Annotated in this window: 13 protein-coding genes; 10 read left to right on the top strand and 3 right to left on the bottom strand. The window is 70.0% G+C overall.

What is annotated here, in order from left to right; genetic code table 11:
* Window positions 1–151: 151 nt before the first annotated feature.
* From HHX35_RS28105 to HHX35_RS28065, 9 genes are all read left to right on the top strand, one after another.
* Window positions 152–1,891, top strand: coding sequence for an ABC transporter substrate-binding protein (locus HHX35_RS28105; RefSeq protein ID WP_310739352.1), 1,740 nt, complete (start codon window positions 152–154; stop codon window positions 1,889–1,891).
* 68 nt (window positions 1,892–1,959) lie between these two features.
* Window positions 1,960–2,952, top strand: coding sequence for an ABC transporter permease (locus HHX35_RS28100; protein ID WP_182901715.1), 993 nt, complete (start codon window positions 1,960–1,962; stop codon window positions 2,950–2,952).
* Window positions 2,949–3,809, top strand: coding sequence for an ABC transporter permease (locus HHX35_RS28095; RefSeq protein WP_182901714.1), 861 nt, complete (start codon window positions 2,949–2,951; stop codon window positions 3,807–3,809). Before HHX35_RS28100 ends, HHX35_RS28095 begins: the two co-directional genes overlap by 4 nt.
* A gap of 1 nt (window position 3,810) precedes the next feature.
* On the top strand, window positions 3,811–4,755 hold the full coding sequence (locus HHX35_RS28090; protein WP_182901713.1) for an ABC transporter ATP-binding protein: 945 nt from the start codon (window positions 3,811–3,813) through the stop codon (window positions 4,753–4,755).
* A complete protein-coding gene (locus tag HHX35_RS28085) occupies window positions 4,756–5,697 on the top strand; it encodes an ABC transporter ATP-binding protein (protein ID WP_182901712.1) in 942 nt (313 codons plus the stop codon). It begins immediately after the preceding gene.
* Entirely contained in the window at window positions 5,694–8,090 is a 2,397-nt protein-coding gene (locus HHX35_RS28080; RefSeq protein ID WP_182901711.1) for a glycosyl hydrolase 2 galactose-binding domain-containing protein, read from the top strand. Before HHX35_RS28085 ends, HHX35_RS28080 begins: the two co-directional genes overlap by 4 nt.
* A gap of 52 nt (window positions 8,091–8,142) precedes the next feature.
* Complete coding sequence (manA, locus tag HHX35_RS28075) at window positions 8,143–9,261, top strand: mannose-6-phosphate isomerase, class I (RefSeq protein ID WP_182901710.1); 1,119 nt, start codon at window positions 8,143–8,145, stop codon at window positions 9,259–9,261.
* Between the two features lie 97 nt (window positions 9,262–9,358).
* Complete coding sequence (locus HHX35_RS28070; RefSeq protein WP_182901709.1) at window positions 9,359–10,414, top strand: polysaccharide deacetylase family protein; 1,056 nt, start codon at window positions 9,359–9,361, stop codon at window positions 10,412–10,414.
* A gap of 39 nt (window positions 10,415–10,453) precedes the next feature.
* A complete protein-coding gene (locus tag HHX35_RS28065; RefSeq protein ID WP_182901708.1) occupies window positions 10,454–11,239 on the top strand; it encodes a CPBP family intramembrane glutamic endopeptidase in 786 nt (261 codons plus the stop codon).
* A gap of 565 nt (window positions 11,240–11,804) precedes the next feature.
* Here the strand turns inward: HHX35_RS28065 and HHX35_RS28060 are convergent.
* Entirely contained in the window at window positions 11,805–12,521 is a 717-nt protein-coding gene (locus HHX35_RS28060; protein WP_182901707.1) for a maleylpyruvate isomerase family mycothiol-dependent enzyme, read from the bottom strand.
* A 236-nt stretch (window positions 12,522–12,757) separates the two neighbouring features.
* On the opposite strand from HHX35_RS28060, the gene HHX35_RS28055 reads away from it, so the two are divergent.
* Window positions 12,758–13,711 carry a hypothetical protein gene (locus HHX35_RS28055; protein ID WP_182901706.1) on the top strand — a complete coding sequence of 318 codons (954 nt, stop codon included), beginning with the start codon at window positions 12,758–12,760 and terminating at the stop codon, window positions 13,709–13,711.
* 4 nt (window positions 13,712–13,715) lie between these two features.
* Here the strand turns inward: HHX35_RS28055 and HHX35_RS28050 are convergent, their stop codons facing one another.
* The gene (locus HHX35_RS28050) at window positions 13,716–14,498 is read right to left on the bottom strand and encodes an ABC transporter permease (protein WP_182901705.1); all 783 of its coding nucleotides are present in this window, start codon (window positions 14,496–14,498) and stop codon (window positions 13,716–13,718) included.
* Window positions 14,495–15,391 (bottom strand): ABC transporter ATP-binding protein, encoded by an 897-nt coding sequence (locus HHX35_RS28045; protein WP_182901704.1) that lies wholly within the window; start codon window positions 15,389–15,391, stop codon window positions 14,495–14,497. The genes HHX35_RS28050 and HHX35_RS28045 overlap by 4 nt, the downstream gene beginning before the upstream one ends.
* Between the last annotated feature and the right edge of the window lie 53 nt (window positions 15,392–15,444).

Raw genomic sequence — 15,444 nt, 5'->3', positions numbered from 1 at the left:
CGGTACTTATCCGGTTCAGCACCTACGGCGCGGCGAGGCGAGCGGTGCGGACCGCTGATCATCGGGGCTTGGCAGGGAGTGCGGACCCCGCGCGGTGTCGCGTGGGGGAAGGAGAGTCACCATGCGAAACCGAACGCGGTTTCTTATACCGGTGCTGGCAGTCGGCCTGTTAAGCGCGGCCTGCTCGGGAGGCGGGGGTTCGTCCACGCCGACCGGCCCGGCGGGAGGCGGTGAGGGAGGCGGCGCGGCCGCCCCCGCGGGTGGCAGCGGGGCGTTCCCCCGCAACGAGACCCTCTACACCAGCGGCACCCAGTGGGGACCGCCCGCGAACTGGAACCCGCTGCGCGAGTGGGACTTCGCCACCGGGACCAAGGGCCTGGTCTACGAGACGCTGTTCATGTACGACCCGAACACCGACAAATTCACGCCGTGGCTGGCCGAGAGCGGCGACTGGACCGGTGACCTGGAGTACACGCTCAAGCTGCGCAAGGGCATCACCTGGGCGGACGGCAAGCCGTTCACGGCCGACGATGTGATCTTCACCTTCGAGCTCGGCAAGATGGAGACCGTCCCCTACCACCCGCTGTGGGACTGGATGAAGAGCGCCGAGAAGGTCGACGACTACACGGTCAAGTTCACCTTCACCACGGCCAACTACCAGGAGTGGGCCAACCACCTCTACAGCCGGGCCATCGTCCCCAAGCACCTGTGGGAGGGGCGGTCCGAGGACGAGGTGATGAACGGGGTCAACGAGAAGCCCGTCGGCACCGGCCCGTACGCCTACCAGTCGCACGACCAGGACCGCATGGTCTGGGTCAAGCGCGACGGCTGGTGGGCGACGAAGGCGCTGAACAAGGACGTCAAGCCCAAGTACATCGTCGACATCGTCAACTCCAGCAACGAGGTCGCGATGGGCCTGCTGCTGCAGAAGGGCCTCGACCTCAGCGTGAACTTCCTGCCGGGCATCGCCAACCTGGTCAAGGGCAACTTCGGCATCAAGACCTACTACGACCAGCCGCCGTACATGCTGTCGGCGAACACCACCTGGATGTGGTTCAACACGGCCAAGAAGCCGTTGGACGACAAGGAGTTCCGCAAGGCGGTCGCCTACTCCATCGACACCAAGAAGATCGTCGAGGGCGTCTACGGCAACCTGGTCAAGGCGTCCGACCCGTCCGGCCTGCTGCCGCAGTGGGACAAGTACGTCGACAAGAACGTCACCTCCACGCTCGGCTTCTCCTACAACCCCGACAAGGCCAAGCAGCTGCTCGCCGACGCCGGCTACAAGGACCGCAACGGCGACGGGCTGGTGGAGTCGCCGAGCGGCGGCAAGATCTCGCTGAAGCTGATCGTGCCCGCCGGGTGGACCGACTGGATGGAGGCGGCCCGAGTCATCAGCTCCAGCGCCAAGGCCGCCGGCATCGACATCGAGGCCGACTTCCCCGACTACAACGCGCTCGTCGACGTGCGTAACCAGGGCAAGTACGACATCGTCCTCAACAACGACAAGCAGCTCGCGAACACCCCCTGGCTGTACTACGACTACCTGTTCCGCCTGCCGGTGCAGAAGCTGCAGACCACGACGAACTTCGGCCGGTACGAGAACAAGCGGGCCTGGGAGCTCACGCAGCAGCTCGACCAGGTCAAGCCCGAGGACGTGGAGGGCATGAAGAAGGTCACCTCGGAGCTGCAGAAGATCCAGCTCGAGGACATGCCGGTCGTCCCGCTCTGGTACAACGGCCTGTGGTCCCAGACCACCAACTCGGTCTGGAAGAACTGGCCCAGCAGCGCGCCGAACACGCCGAAGTACCCGCCGACGGTGTGGCGCAACTGGCTGGAGATGGGCGGCACGCTCATGCTCACCGAACTCCAGCCGGCCTCCGGAGGCTGATCTTCTCGCGCCCCCCTTCCATCCTGCGTACGGGGAGGGGGGCGCCGTTCCGCGACCGGGAGGTCGAATTGCGCCGCTATTTCGGCAGAAAGCTTCTCATCTACGGCCTGACGTTCTTCGTGGCCGTGACCATCAACTGGATGATTCCGCGGTTCATGCCGGGCGACCCCGTGCAGAGCATGCTGTCGCGGGCCAACGTCGCACAGCCGGCGGCCGTCGAGGCCATGCGAGCGCACTACACCGCGATGTTCGGCTTCGACCTGCCGCTGTGGCAGCAGTACCTCAACTTCTGGGGCTCGCTGCTGAAGGGCGACCTCGGCATCAGCATCTGGCTGTTCCCCACGCCGGTGTCCGACGTGATCATCCGGGCGGTCCCGTACACGCTGGGCCTGCTGATTCCGTCCATCCTGCTGAGCTGGTTCGCGGGCAACCGGTTCGGCGCCTTCGCCGCGCGGCGCAAGTGGCTCGACAACAGCGTGCTCCCCGTCGGCTACGTGCTGACCGCCACGCCGTACATGTGGCTGGCGATCCTGCTGGCCTGGGCGCTGGGCATCGTCGCGGGCGTGTTCCCGGTCGCCGGGGCCTACGGCTTCGACATGCAGCCGTCCCTGTCGTGGGATTTCCTCGGCAGCCTCGCCCAGCACTGGTTCCTCCCGTTCGCCTCGCTGTTCCTGGTCGCGTTCGGCGGCTGGGCCATCGGCATGCGCAACATGATCATCTATGAGCTGGAGGCGGACTACGTCAACTACCTGCGGGCGCTCGGCGCGCCCATGCGGCTGGTGCGGCGCTACGCCTTCAGGAACGCGATCCTGCCCCAGGTGACCGGCCTGGCCCTGCAACTCGGTGTGCTCGTGGCCGGCGCGCTGGTCACCGAAATCGTCTTCAGCTATCCCGGGCTGGGGCACCTGATCCTCCAGGCCATCCAGAACCAGGACTTCTTCCTGCTGCAGGGCACCTTCCTGTTCATCGTCATCGGCGTGCTGATCGCCAATTTCATCATCGACATCGCGTACGTCCTGGTGGACCCGCGCACCAGGACCGGGATGGGAGGAGCGGCATGACGGCCGTGCCCACCGTGCGGCGTGAGGCGCTGCACTTCGCGCTGCGCAACCGCAAGCTGGTCGTCGGCACGGTCATCGTCGCCGTTTTCCTCGTGGCCGGTCTGGCCGGGCCGCTGCTGTTCGACCACGGGCCGAACGACTACGTCGGGCCGCCCATGGCGTCGCCGTCAGGGGAGTTCTGGTTCGGCACCACGACGTTCGGCCAGGACGTCTTCGCCCAGTTCGTGTACGGCCTGCGCTCGACGTTCCTCGTGGGTGTGCTCGGCGGCGTGCTGGCGGCGGTCGTCGGCATGGTCGTGGGGTTCGTCGCGGGCTACCGCGGCGGGTGGGTCGACGAACTGCTCAACATGCTCACCAACATCGTGCTCGTGCTGCCCGCGCTGGTGGTGCTGCTGATCATCAACGCCTACCTGGGCGTGCGCAGCATCGGCGTGCAGGCGCTGTTCATCGGGCTGACCTCGTGGCCGTGGGCGGCGCGGGCGATCAGGGCGCAGACGTTCTCGCTGCGCTCGCGCGAGTTCGTCGACCTCGCCCGGCTGAGCGGCGTGCGCACTCCGAAGATCATCCTTCGGGAGATCGCGCCGAACATGAGCTCGTACCTGTTCCTGACGTTCATCCTGCTGTTCGGCAGCGCGATCCTGATCGCCGCCTCGCTCGACTTCATCGGCCTCGGACCCACCGAGGGGGTCTCCCTCGGCCTGATGCTCAACAACGCCGCGCGGTGGAGCGCGCTCCAGCTCGGCCTGTGGTGGTGGTTCATCCCTCCGGGCGCCGGCATCACGGCGATCGTCGGCGCGCTCTACGTCATGAACGTCGGGCTGGACGAGGTGTTCAACCCGAAGCTGAGGGAGATGTGACGTGGCGCTGAATGTCACCGACCTCCGGGTCTACTACCGGACGCTGCGCGGCGAGGTGAAGGCGCTCGACGGCGTCACGTTCTCCGTCGCGGACGGCGAGATCATGGGCCTGGCCGGGGAGTCCGGCTCGGGCAAGTCCACGCTCGCCAAGAGCCTGATCCGCCTGGACGGCCGCATGCGGCACGTCGGCGGCACGGTGGAGCTGGACGGCAAGACGATGCCCCTGTCGGACGACACCGGGATGGACCGGTTCCGCTTCCGCGAGGTGTCGCTCATCCCGCAGTACTCGATGAGTGCGCTCAACCCGACCAGGAAGATCGGCAGGATGGTCGGCGAGCTGCTGGAATCGCGCGGCGAGCGGCCGGAGACGGCCGAGCTGGAGCGGCGGCTGGAGCTGGTCGGCCTGTCGAAGGACGTGCTCGACCGCTACCCGATCGAGCTGTCCGGCGGCATGAAGCAGCGGGTGGTCATGGTCGTCTCCACGCTGCTGAACCCCTCGCTGCTGATCGCCGACGAGGTCACCTCCGCGCTCGACGTGTCCAGCCAGAAGGCCGTGGCCACGACGCTGCTCGGATTCCGCGACCGCGGCCTGGTCACGAGCATGATGGTGGTCACCCACGACATCTCGCTCGTCTACCAGATCGCCGACACGATCATGGTGATGTACGCCGGGCGGCTGGCCGAGAAGGCCCCGGCCGACGTGCTCGTCACCGCCCCGAGGCATCCGTACACCAAGCAGCTCATCTCCGCGCTGCCCGAGGTGGGGGTGCGCTACGAGGACCGCCGGCTGACGGGGATACCCGGCAATCCGCCGTCCCTGCTCAAGCCGCCCGGGGGATGCCGGTTCAGGGACCGCTGCCCGCTCGCGTTCGACCAGTGCGCCGAGCAGCCGCCGTTCGCCGAGGTGGCCCCCGGACACTTCGTCGCCTGCTGGAAGGCCGAATAGATGCTCAAGCTGGACGGTGTGTCCAAGATCTACCGCGTCGGCGCGTTCGGCGGGCGGGAGCTGAAGGCCGTCTCCGACGTCAGCTTCGAGGTCGGCGAGGGGGAGGTGGTCTCGCTCATCGGCGAGAGCGGCAGCGGCAAGAGCACGCTCGGCCGGATGATCCTGCGTCTCGCCTCAATCAGCGGCGGCACGATCACGCTGGACGGCAGGGACATCACCTCGCTCAAGGACCGCAAGGAGTACTACCGGCAGGTGCAGGGCGTCTTCCAGGACCCCTTCAGCTGCTACAACCCCGTCTTCCGGGCCGACCGCGTCTTCGCAATGATCAAGGAGCAGTACTTCCCCCAGGCCGGCGCGGACGAGTGGCGCAAGCGCGTGGAGGGCGCGCTGGAGAGCGTCCGGCTCGACCCCGGCAACGTGCTCGGCAAGTATCCCCACCAGCTCAGCGGCGGCCAGCTCCAGCGCATGCTGATCGCCAGGGCCGTGCTCCTCGACATCCGGCTGCTGGTCGCCGACGAGATCATCAGCATGCTCGACGCGTCCACCCGCATCGACGTGCTCAACCTGCTCGCCGACCTGCGGGCGCGCGGCCTCGGCATCCTGTTCGTCACACACGACCTGTCGCTCGGCAACTACGTCAGCGACCGGACCGTGGTGCTGCGGCACGGGAAGATCGTGGAGATGGGCCGGACGGACCTCGTCTTCGGCGAACCGGCGCATCCCTACACGCGCTCGCTGCTGGCCTCGGTCCCCCGGCTGCACGCCAAGTGGACGGACGCCGTGCCCGAGGACATGCCCGAGGACATGGCCGAGGACGTGCCGTGTGCGTACCACGAGGCGCCGCAGGAGAGCCGGACCCGTCCCGGGCTGGCCGAGGTGGAAGGCGACCACTTCGTGGCCTGCTCCGGCTGCGGGGCATCGAAGATTAAGGAGAAAGCGTGAGCTCTCACCGTCCCCTGCACGACGGGTGGACCGTCACCGCCGTGTCGTCGACCGGGCAGCTCCGGCCGGTGGTCGCGGGACTACCCGCGGCCGTTCCCGGTTGCGTCCACACCGACCTCCTCGCCGCCGGGCTGATCGAGGACCCGTACCTGGACGACAACGAGGACCGGCTGACCTGGATCGGGCGTACGGCGTGGTCGTACGAGACCACCTTCACGTGGGAGTTCGCGCAGGACGGCACCGACGACGACCGGGCAGACCTGGTCTGCGAGGGACTCGACACGGCCGCCACGCTCGTGCTCAACGGCATCGAGATCGGCACGACGGCCGACATGCATCGGTCGTATCGGTTTTCCGTGCGGCACCTGCTGCGCGCGGGTGAGAACACGCTGAGGATCCTTTTCGACCCGCCGTACGGGTACGCGGAGGCGCAGAAGGCGGCCCTCGGCGACCGCCCCGGCGCGTACACCGAGCCGTACCAGTTCATCAGGAAGATGGCCTGCAACTTCGGCTGGGACTGGGGACCGACGGTGGTCACCGCCGGGATCTGGCGGCCCATCGGCATCGAGACCTGGAGCACCGCCCGGATCGCCGAGGTGCGGCCCTTCGCCTCGGCGGACGGCACCGTCGAGGTGCACGTGGCGGTCGAGCGCGCCACCGAGCGGCCGCTCACCCTCTCGGCGTCGGTCGCGGGCGTGACCGAAAGCGTGACGGTCGCAGCAGGGCAGCGGCGGGCGGTCGTCACGCTGACCGTGCCGGACCCGGACCTGTGGTGGCCGCGCGGATACGGCGAACAGCCGCTGTACGACCTGGTCGTACGCCTGGAGGACCAGGAGTGGACGGGCCGGATCGGATTCCGGTCCGTCGAGCTCGACCGGACCGACGACGCGTTCACCTTTGTGATCAACGGGAAGCCGGTCTTCGTCAAGGGATTCAACTGGATCCCCGACGACTGCTTCCCCAACCGGATCACCCGGGAGCGCCTGGCCGAGCGGTTCGCCCAGGCGGCCGGCGCGGGAGCCAACTGCCTGCGGGTGTGGGGCGGCGGGATGTACGAGAGCGAGGACTTCTACGACCTCGCCGACGAGATGGGCCTGCTCGTCTGGCAGGACTTCCCGTTCGCCTGCGCGGCCTACCCCGAGGAGGGCCGCTTCACGGCGGACGTCGAGGCCGAGGCCCGCGAGCACGTCGCCCGCCTGGCCCGCCACGCCAGCCTCGTGCTGTGGTGCGGCAACAACGAGAACATCGAGGGCCACGCCGACTGGGGCTGGCAGGACTCGCTGGAGGGCCGCAGCTGGGGCGGCGGCTTCTACTACGACCTGCTGCCCCGGGTCGTCGCCGAGCTCGACCCGACCCGGCCGTACTGGCCGGGCAGCCCCTACTCGGGGGCCCCCGACCTGCCGCCGAACGACCCGTCCAGGGGCACGGTCCACATCTGGACGGTCTGGAACCACCAGGACTACACCCACTACGCGACCTACACGCCGAGGTTCGTGGCCGAGTTCGGCTTCCAGGGCCCGCCGACGTACGCGACGCTGCGCGCCGCGGTCTCCGACGACCCGCTGACGCCGGTCTCCCCCGGGGTGACCCACCACCAGAAGGCCGTCGACGGCAACCTCAAGCTGCTGCGCGGCCTCGGGGAGCACCTGCCCCAGCCGGACGGGTTCGACGACTGGCACTACTACACCCAGCTCAACCAGGCCAGGGCGATGGCGTACGGCATCGAGCGGTTCCGGGCGCTCGCGCCTTACTGCATGGGCACGATCGTGTGGCAGCTCAACGACTGCTGGCCGGTCACCTCGTGGGCCGCGGTGGACGGCGGTGGGCGGCGCAAGCCGCTGTGGTACGCGCTGCGCCGGGCGTACGCCGACCGGTTGCTGACCTTCCAGGGCGACGCGCTGGCGGTCGTCAACGACACCGACGAGCCGTGGTCGGGTGAGCTCGCCGTCGACCGGCTCAGCCTGGCGGGGGAGATCCTGGCCAAGGAGCGCTTCGACGTGTCGGCGCCGGCGCGCGGCACGGTGTCCGTGGAGCTGCCCGAGGGGGTGGCGCGAGCCGGGAACCCGGCGGGCGAGGTGCTGGTGGCCACCCTCGGCGACGTACGCGCGCTGCGGTTCCCCGGCGAGGACCCGGCCATGGACTACCCGCCGGCGGAGATGGACACGGTGGTCGAGGAGATCGAGGGCGGGCTGCGGGTGCGGGTGACCGCGCGGACGATCGTGCGCGAGCTGGCGATCTTCCCCGACCGGCTCGACCCCCGCGCGACCGTGGACGACCAGCTCGTCACGCTGCTGCCGGGGGAGACCGCGGTCTTCCACGTAACGGGCGGTGATGTGGACCCCGGCGCGCTCGTCCGTCACCCCGTGCTCCGGTGCGTCAACGAATCCCGTTAGTCTCGGATGGCCCCCGCGCCGACGCGCCGTGCCCGCTAAGCAGAGGACTCACGTGGATCTGCTCACCAACGTCATCAAGGACTACCCCTGGGGCTCCCGGACGGCCATCGCCGAGCTGACCGGGCGGCCCGCCTCGGGGCCGGAGGCCGAGTTGTGGCTGGGTGCCCACCCGGCCGCGTCCTCCCGGCTGACCAGGGACGGGGCCGAGACCACGCTCGCCGACGCGGTCGCGGCCGACCCGGTGGGGACCCTCGGGGAGGCGGTCGCCGGGCGGTTCGGGGAGCGGCTGCCGTACCTGATGAAGCTGATCGCGGTGGACGCGCCGCTGTCGCTTCAGGTCCACCCCGACGCCGAGCAGGCCGCCGACGGCCACGCCCGAGGGGACGCGAACTACATCGACCCGTGGCACAAGCCGGAGCTGGTCTGCGCGCTCACGCCGTTCACCGGGCTGGCCGGGTTCCGGCCGCCCGAGCAGTCGGCGATGCTGGTCGAGCGGCTGCACGTCGACGTGCTGCGGCCGGTGGTCGCGGCGCTGCGCGGCGGCGACGTGCTCGGCGCGCTGCGGGTGCTGCTGGAGTGGCCCCAATCCGGGGGCACGTCCCGGCGTGAGCTGGTCGAGTCGGTGGTGTGGGCGGCCTCCGCCGTCCACATGCCCGACTACGCGCTGGTGGTGCGGCTGGCCCGGCGTTATCCGGAGGACCCGGCCGTGCTGGCGCCGCTGCTGATGCGCCGTCATACGCTGGCCCCCGGCGAGGCGCTGTTCCTCGGCGCCGGGGTGCTGCACTGCTACCTCGACGGCTTCGCCGTGGAGATCATGGCCTGCTCCGACAACGTGCTGCGGGCGGGCCTGACCGGCAAGCACATCGACGTGGAGGAGCTGCTGCGGATCACCGACGCCGCGGCGCAGCCCGTGGTGGTGGAGCCGGTCGGCGGTGCGTACGTGCCGCCGGTCCCGGAGTTCCTGCTCCGCAGGATCGCATCCGGCGCGAACGAGACGCTTCCGGGGGGCCTGCCGAGGATCGTGCTGTGCACCGAAGGCGTCGTGAACGTGGGCACGGCCGGCTCGGAGGTCAAGCTGCGGCCCGGCGATTCGGTGTTCGCCGCCGCGTCGGAAGGCTCCGTCGAGATCGGCGGTGACGGCGTCGCCTTCTGCGCCGAGCCCCATCTGTGACTCACTTAGCGTGATGTTTGTCCTACGACGCGTGACGTGAACACGTCTCGCGGGTAGGAGCCCCTCATCGTCAAGCGCGGCCCGATGAGGGGGATCCATGGGGCGCTTCAGGGTTGCCGGCATCGCCGCGGCGTCGTTGGGGGCGGTTGCGCTCTCCGCCTGCGCCGCCGGTGGGGGCAAACACATCACGCACGCGAGCCCGGCCGGTCACCAGCAGCACAACGCGGCGGGCGGGGCGGCGCTGCGCAAGTCCGAGACGGCCGCCGCCGCCCAGGTGAAGGCCAACGAACTGGGACAGGTCCCGGTGATCATGTATCACCGGATCGTCAAGAACCCGCCGCCGGGCGACGACCGCAGCCCGAAGGACTTCCGCGACGAGCTGGAACGGCTCGCGGCGGAGGACTACGTGCCGGTCACCGCGGCCGAGTACGTCACCGGAAAGATCGACATTCCGGCGGGCAAGCACCCGGTGGTGCTGACCTTCGACGACTCCTCGCCCTCCCAGCTCACGCTCGACGGCATGGGCAACCCGGCGCCGGACTGCGCGATCGGCATCCTGATGGACGTCGCGAAGAAGCACCCGGGCTTCCGGCCGGTGGCGACCATGTACGTGATCAAGGATCTGTTCGGCAAGGCCCGGCAGGAGGAGCAGATCCAGGTCCTGCAGTGGCTCAAGGACCACAACTTCGACGTCGGCAACCACACCCGCGACCACCTCAACCTGCTCGGCAAGCCGAAGGACCAGGTGGAGAACCAGATCGCGGCCGGGCAGACGCTGATCACCTCGCTGATCAAGACGCCGCCGGTCACGCTCGCCCTGCCGTACGGCAACCAGCCGCACGAGAAGAAGTGGGCGCTGCAGGGGGCGTCCGGCGGCACCCGCTACGACTACAAGGGCGTGTTCCTCGCGGGCTACACCCCGGCGCCGTCGCCGTACACCAAGGACTTCGACCCCGTCGGCATCCCGCGGATCAGGTCGAAGGAGAAGGTCGGCGACTGCAAGAAGTTCTGCTCGATGGCGTGGCTCGACTGGCTCAAGGCGAACCCCACCGACCGCTACACCTCGGACGGCAACCCCAACACGGTCGCCTTTCCGAAGTTCAAGGCGGCCTTCGTCGCACCGTCGTTCACGTCCCGTGCGCTGCCGTACTGACGGGACGGATGACCGTGCGGGGGCGGCTACCCTGCCAGCATGGACGACGCCACCGCCGACGCGACCGCCCTGCGCGGACTTACGCCGCGGCTGATCGGCCCGGAGATCATCGCGGTCTTCGCGGTCTCGCTCGGCGCCAGCGCCCTGCTGTCGCTCATCCGCCTCATCGGCGCACTGACCGCGCCGAAGGACCTGGGCGACCAGCACGCGGTGCTCGTCGGCTCGCTGGCCCCCGGCCGCCCGTGGCTGGATCTCTCGCTGCACCTCGCGGGGATCGCGGTGAACGTGGCGCCGGTGGGGCTCGTCGCCTACATGCTGGCGCGATCGGGCGAGTCCATGCGCACGATCGGGGCCGACTGGCGCGAGCCGGGCCGCGACACGCTGCGCGGCGCCGTGCTGGCGGCGGTTATCGGCGGCACCGGGCTGCTGTTCTACCTGTTCGCCTTCCGGTCCGGGTTCAACCTGAACGTCGTGCCCGACAGCCTGCCGGACATGTGGTGGCGGATCCCGGTCCTGGTCGCCGAGGCCGCCCAGAACGGCGTGCTGGAGGAGGTGCTGGTCGCCGGTTATCTGCTGCATCGATTGGGGCAGCGCGGCTGGTCGCCGTGGCGCGCGCTGGGGGCGTCGGCCGTCCTGCGCGGCTCCTACCACCTCTACCAGGGCTTCGGCGGTTTCGTCGGCAACATCGCGATGGGCGTGGTCTTCGGCCGGCTCTACCAGCGCTGGGGGCGGACCATGCCGCTGATCATCGCGCACACGCTGATCGACGTGGTCGCCTTCGTCGGTTACGGCGTGCTGCGCGGTCGCGTCTCCTGGCTGCCCTGATCTCCTGTCTAATCGGGCGGAATGCGTTCTCTCCGGCGCGCCTGATTGATTTGGGCCCGATCCCGGTGCATCGTTGACGGGCCGCCGCACGTCTGGATCCCCCCGGGCAAAACCGGCCTGTCCTGGCCGTATTTATATTCGGGGAATTCGCATGAGGCGTTTATCGATACGCATTCCATATCCGGCGCGCCGTCGCGCCGCCGTCGACCGCAGGCCCGGAGGCCCCACCCGGCCGCCCGGCCGCGAACGTCCGGCCGGCCTGCCGTACCGGTGCCCAGTGGGAGGCACGGTGGGAGGCGGAGCCGCACGCCGGGGCTCCGCCGCGCCCGTCGCCGCGAGTGCCCTCACTCCGAGGGCCGTGACCGTGCGTGCGGCCCTGCCCGTACGGCCCGCTCCCGGAAACACGGGGTCGTGGGCGGCGGTCCCGCCGAGGCGGGAGACGAGCGTCTTATTACCACCGGTGCCGAGGGCGCGGTCCGATCCGTTATGTCCCGCACGCCGGGTGCCCGCAGGGGCGCCCGGCGTGTCTCGTCTTGTCGCCGGAGCTGTGTTTCCGGCGCGCGGCTCAGGCGAGGCAGCGCAGCGCGCCCCGGACGCGGGCGTCGAGAGGATGCCCGGCGGGCAGCCGGCCGACCGTCGCCTCGACGAACTCCTCGGGGGAGAGGTCGGCGGTCAGGCCGTCGTCCACCTGCACCTGCAACCGGCCGCAGGCGTGTTCGATCCGCGCCTTGGACCCCTGCTCCTCCAGCACGAACATGCCGACCCGGACCCGCCAGCCGAGGCGGTCGCCGGCCTCGTCGGGCGTCACCGGAGCCCCGACGTCGTCGGCGTGCGTGGCGTACTCCGAGTCGTAGTGGAAGGTCTGGAGACCGGCCGGGTAGGGGCCGGCCGACGTGTGGAGCGTGCCGTCGCGGCCGAGGGCGCGCATCCGCCTTCGCGTCTCCCCGTTCCTGGTCCGCCACTCGTCGAGCACCTGCTCCACCGGCAGGCCGTGGCGCTTGCGCACGCACCACTCGTTGAAACCGTCGAAGCCGCCGCGCACGCCCTCGTGTTCGAGCAGCTCGTAGAACCCGTCGATGTCGTCGTCCAGGCACGCGTGGTTGTACGACTCCTCACCGACCAGGTGTGCGAGCACGTCGCGCACCGTCCAGCCGTCGCACCGGGAGGGGCGGTTCCAGCCGTCCTCGTCGAGGGAGGAGAAGAAGCGGTCCAGCCGCGCCGCCTCGGTGTCGAAGATGTCGAAGGGGTCGAGCCCCGCCAGTTCGTCCCGTGCAGAGGTCATGCCTGAGCCGTACCCTGACCCGCCCCACCCTCACTTCGCGACGGTACGGCGGGCGGCATCGGGCGGTGTCAGGACATTTCTCTCATAAGACGGACATTTAAACCTGCGGCGCCCTCAACAATGCGCAGGGGAAGGGAAAGACCGGGTCTTAGCTCGTTTGTCCGGTGATCTGCGCGGAAACCCCGAGATCGGTAAGCACGGTGGTTCTTCTGCGGTTGTTCTAGGGGGAAAACGAAATGGCAAACAGCACGAGCGTCGCCGGGATCCTCGCGATCGGCGCCGTCCTCGCCGGTGGCGCCGTGATCGCGAGTGTTCCTCTCGTCGCGGCTCCGGCGGGGGCCGCCACGATGTCCGCGCAGCACGGCCTCGTCCGGTTCGGCCATCCGCACTCCCGGGGCCAGCGCAACAGCCAGAAGAACGGGCACCGGCACAATCAGCGGCTGCGGGAGCAGCAGCGCCAGCATCAGTTCCTGATGCGTGATCTCACGCTGGTCCTCACGCCGTTCCAGAAGGAGACGACGGATGCGGCCGCGCTGCCGTACAACTGGCAGAACGGCAGCACGACCGCCCAGCAGTACGCCGACCAGGACCGGCTGGCCGCGTTGCAGGACACGCCGGAGACGGTCGAGATCAACCGCGACGGCCAGGAGGAGAACGGCAAGACGACGTTCTCCCCACAGGTGGAAAAGCGTGACGTGGACCTTTCCGCCAACGTGAAGAAGGACGTGAAGGACGAGAAGAAGGACGGCAAGCAGGACGCACCGGCGTCCCGGCCGCAGGTCGATCCCGGCAAGCGGCCCGCCGGCGTCACGTCCACGCCCGCCGCGTCGAAGCCCGACCCGGCACCGCTCGTGCAGCCCGTCGTGAAGCCGGTGGCGAAGCCGGTCGTCAAGCCGGTGGTGAAGCCGGTCGTCAAGCCCGCCCCGGCTCCGGCGCCCGTTCCCGTCGTGAAGCCGGTCGTGAAGCCCGTGGAGAAGCCGGTCGAGAAGCCGGTCGTGAAGTCCGTGCCCGCGCCCGCGACGTGCGCTCCCGCCTGTTCGCCCGGTCTCACCCTGCCCCTGACCCTCTCGCTCACGGCCAAGGTGTCCCTCGCGGCGGACGCGGGTGCGAGCACGGCCGCGAAGCCGGCCACCGCGACCACCGCGACCACCGCAACCCCTGGGGCCTGCGCGCCGCTGAGCGCGAGCTGAGCCGTCAGGCGTCCCTGCGGGCCAGCAGGACGGCGGCCACCGTGTACGGCACCGCCACCCAGGCGACCGTCACCGCGAGCGCGGCGAGCGGCGACAGGAGCGCGCCGCCGAGCGACTGGGGGTTGCCGGTGCCGGCCAGCTGGCCCGCCAGGGCGCCCGGCAGGATCGAGCCGATGCGCTCGTTCCACGGCGCCGGGATGTTGTTGACGATGATCGGGAGCACGTACCAGACCGCCACGAGCGCGGCGACGGCGGCGACGGCCGACCGAGTGATCGCGGCCAGGCACAGGCCGAGCAGCGCGAACATCGCGATGGACAGGCTCAACGCGAGGAAGAGCGGCATCTGCCGGCTCAGCGCCTCGGCCGACTGCCCTCGGATGGGCCGATCGCCGATGATGAGCCGCCCGGCGGCATACGTCGCGAGCACGGCCGCGAGCCCCGTGCAGAAGGCGGCGACCGCGACGACGCCCGCCTTGGCGGCGAGCACCCGCCCGCGTGACGGCAGCACGGTGAACGTGGTGCGGATCATGCCGGTGCCGTACTCACCCGAGAAGGCGAGGACGCCCAGCACGGCCAGGCACAGCGAGGCGAGCCAGTTGGCGAGCTCGGGCAGCGACGACACCTCCAGGTGATCGCGCCGGCCGGGCGGCAGGCCCTCCCACAGGTGGACGGCATACCACGCCAGCAGGGCCATGAGCGCGACGACGACGCCGACCACGCCGAGGACGACGAAGGTGGACCGGAGGGTGCGGAGCTTGAGCCATTCGGCGGCGAGGGCGTCGATCACCGGCCGGCACCCCCACCCGTGAGCTCGGCCGTGAGCCGCATGTAGGTCTCCTCCAGCGAGGCGCCGCGAGGGGTGACCTCGTGGAGGGGGATCGCGTGCCGGGCGGCGAGGTCGCCGATCTCCTTCGGATCGAGGCCGCGCACCGACAGGCCCCCGCCGTCCTCGGCGGTGACCGTTCCGCCCGCGGCAGCAAGTGCGGTGGCGAGGTCACCGGCGCGGCTGCTGCGGACGAGGACGTCCCTTACGGCGGTCAGCTCCCGCATCGGGGTGTCCGCGATGAGCCGCCCGCGGCCGATGATGACGAGGTGGTCCGCGGTGAGCTCCATCTCGCTCATCAGGTGGCTCGACAGGAGCACCGTGCGTCCCTCGGCGGCGAGGCCGCGCAGCAGTTCGCGGATCCAGCGCACGCCGTCCGGATCGAGGCCGTTGACCGGCTCGTCGAGCAGCAGCACCGCGGGGTCGCCGAGGAGCGCGGCGGCGATCCCGAGGCGCTGGCGCATGCCGAGCGAGAAGCCGCCGATCCGCTTGCGGGCAACGCCGGCCAGGCCCACCTGCTCGATGACGGACACGACCCGGTCGCGGCCGATGCGGTTGGCTCGGGCGATCCAGCTCAGGTGGCCGAGGGGCGTACGGCCGCCCTGGACGGCGCCGGCGTCAAGGAGCGCGCCCACCTCCCGCATGGGGTGGCGGATGCGGTCGTAGCGGCGGCCATTGACCAGCGCCTCGCCGCTCGCCGGGTGGTCCAGGCCGAGGATCACCCGCATGGTCGTGGTCTTGCCCGCGCCGTTCGGCCCGAGGAACCCGGTCACGCGGCCTGGTTTCACGTGGAACGTCAGCCCGTCCACGGCGACCGTGCGCCCGAAACGCTTGGTCAGCTCTCTGACTTCGATCATGTCCTGACGGTCTCGCGGGGCGCCCGTTCCCCGCGTCGGAGCGGAGTGCGATC

It is taken from the genome of Microbispora sp. H10830 (assembly GCF_014161375.1).
Taxonomy (GTDB): Bacteria; Actinomycetota; Actinomycetes; order Streptosporangiales; family Streptosporangiaceae; genus Microbispora; species Microbispora catharanthi.
This window is presented reverse-complemented; position numbering and strand designations above follow the sequence as displayed.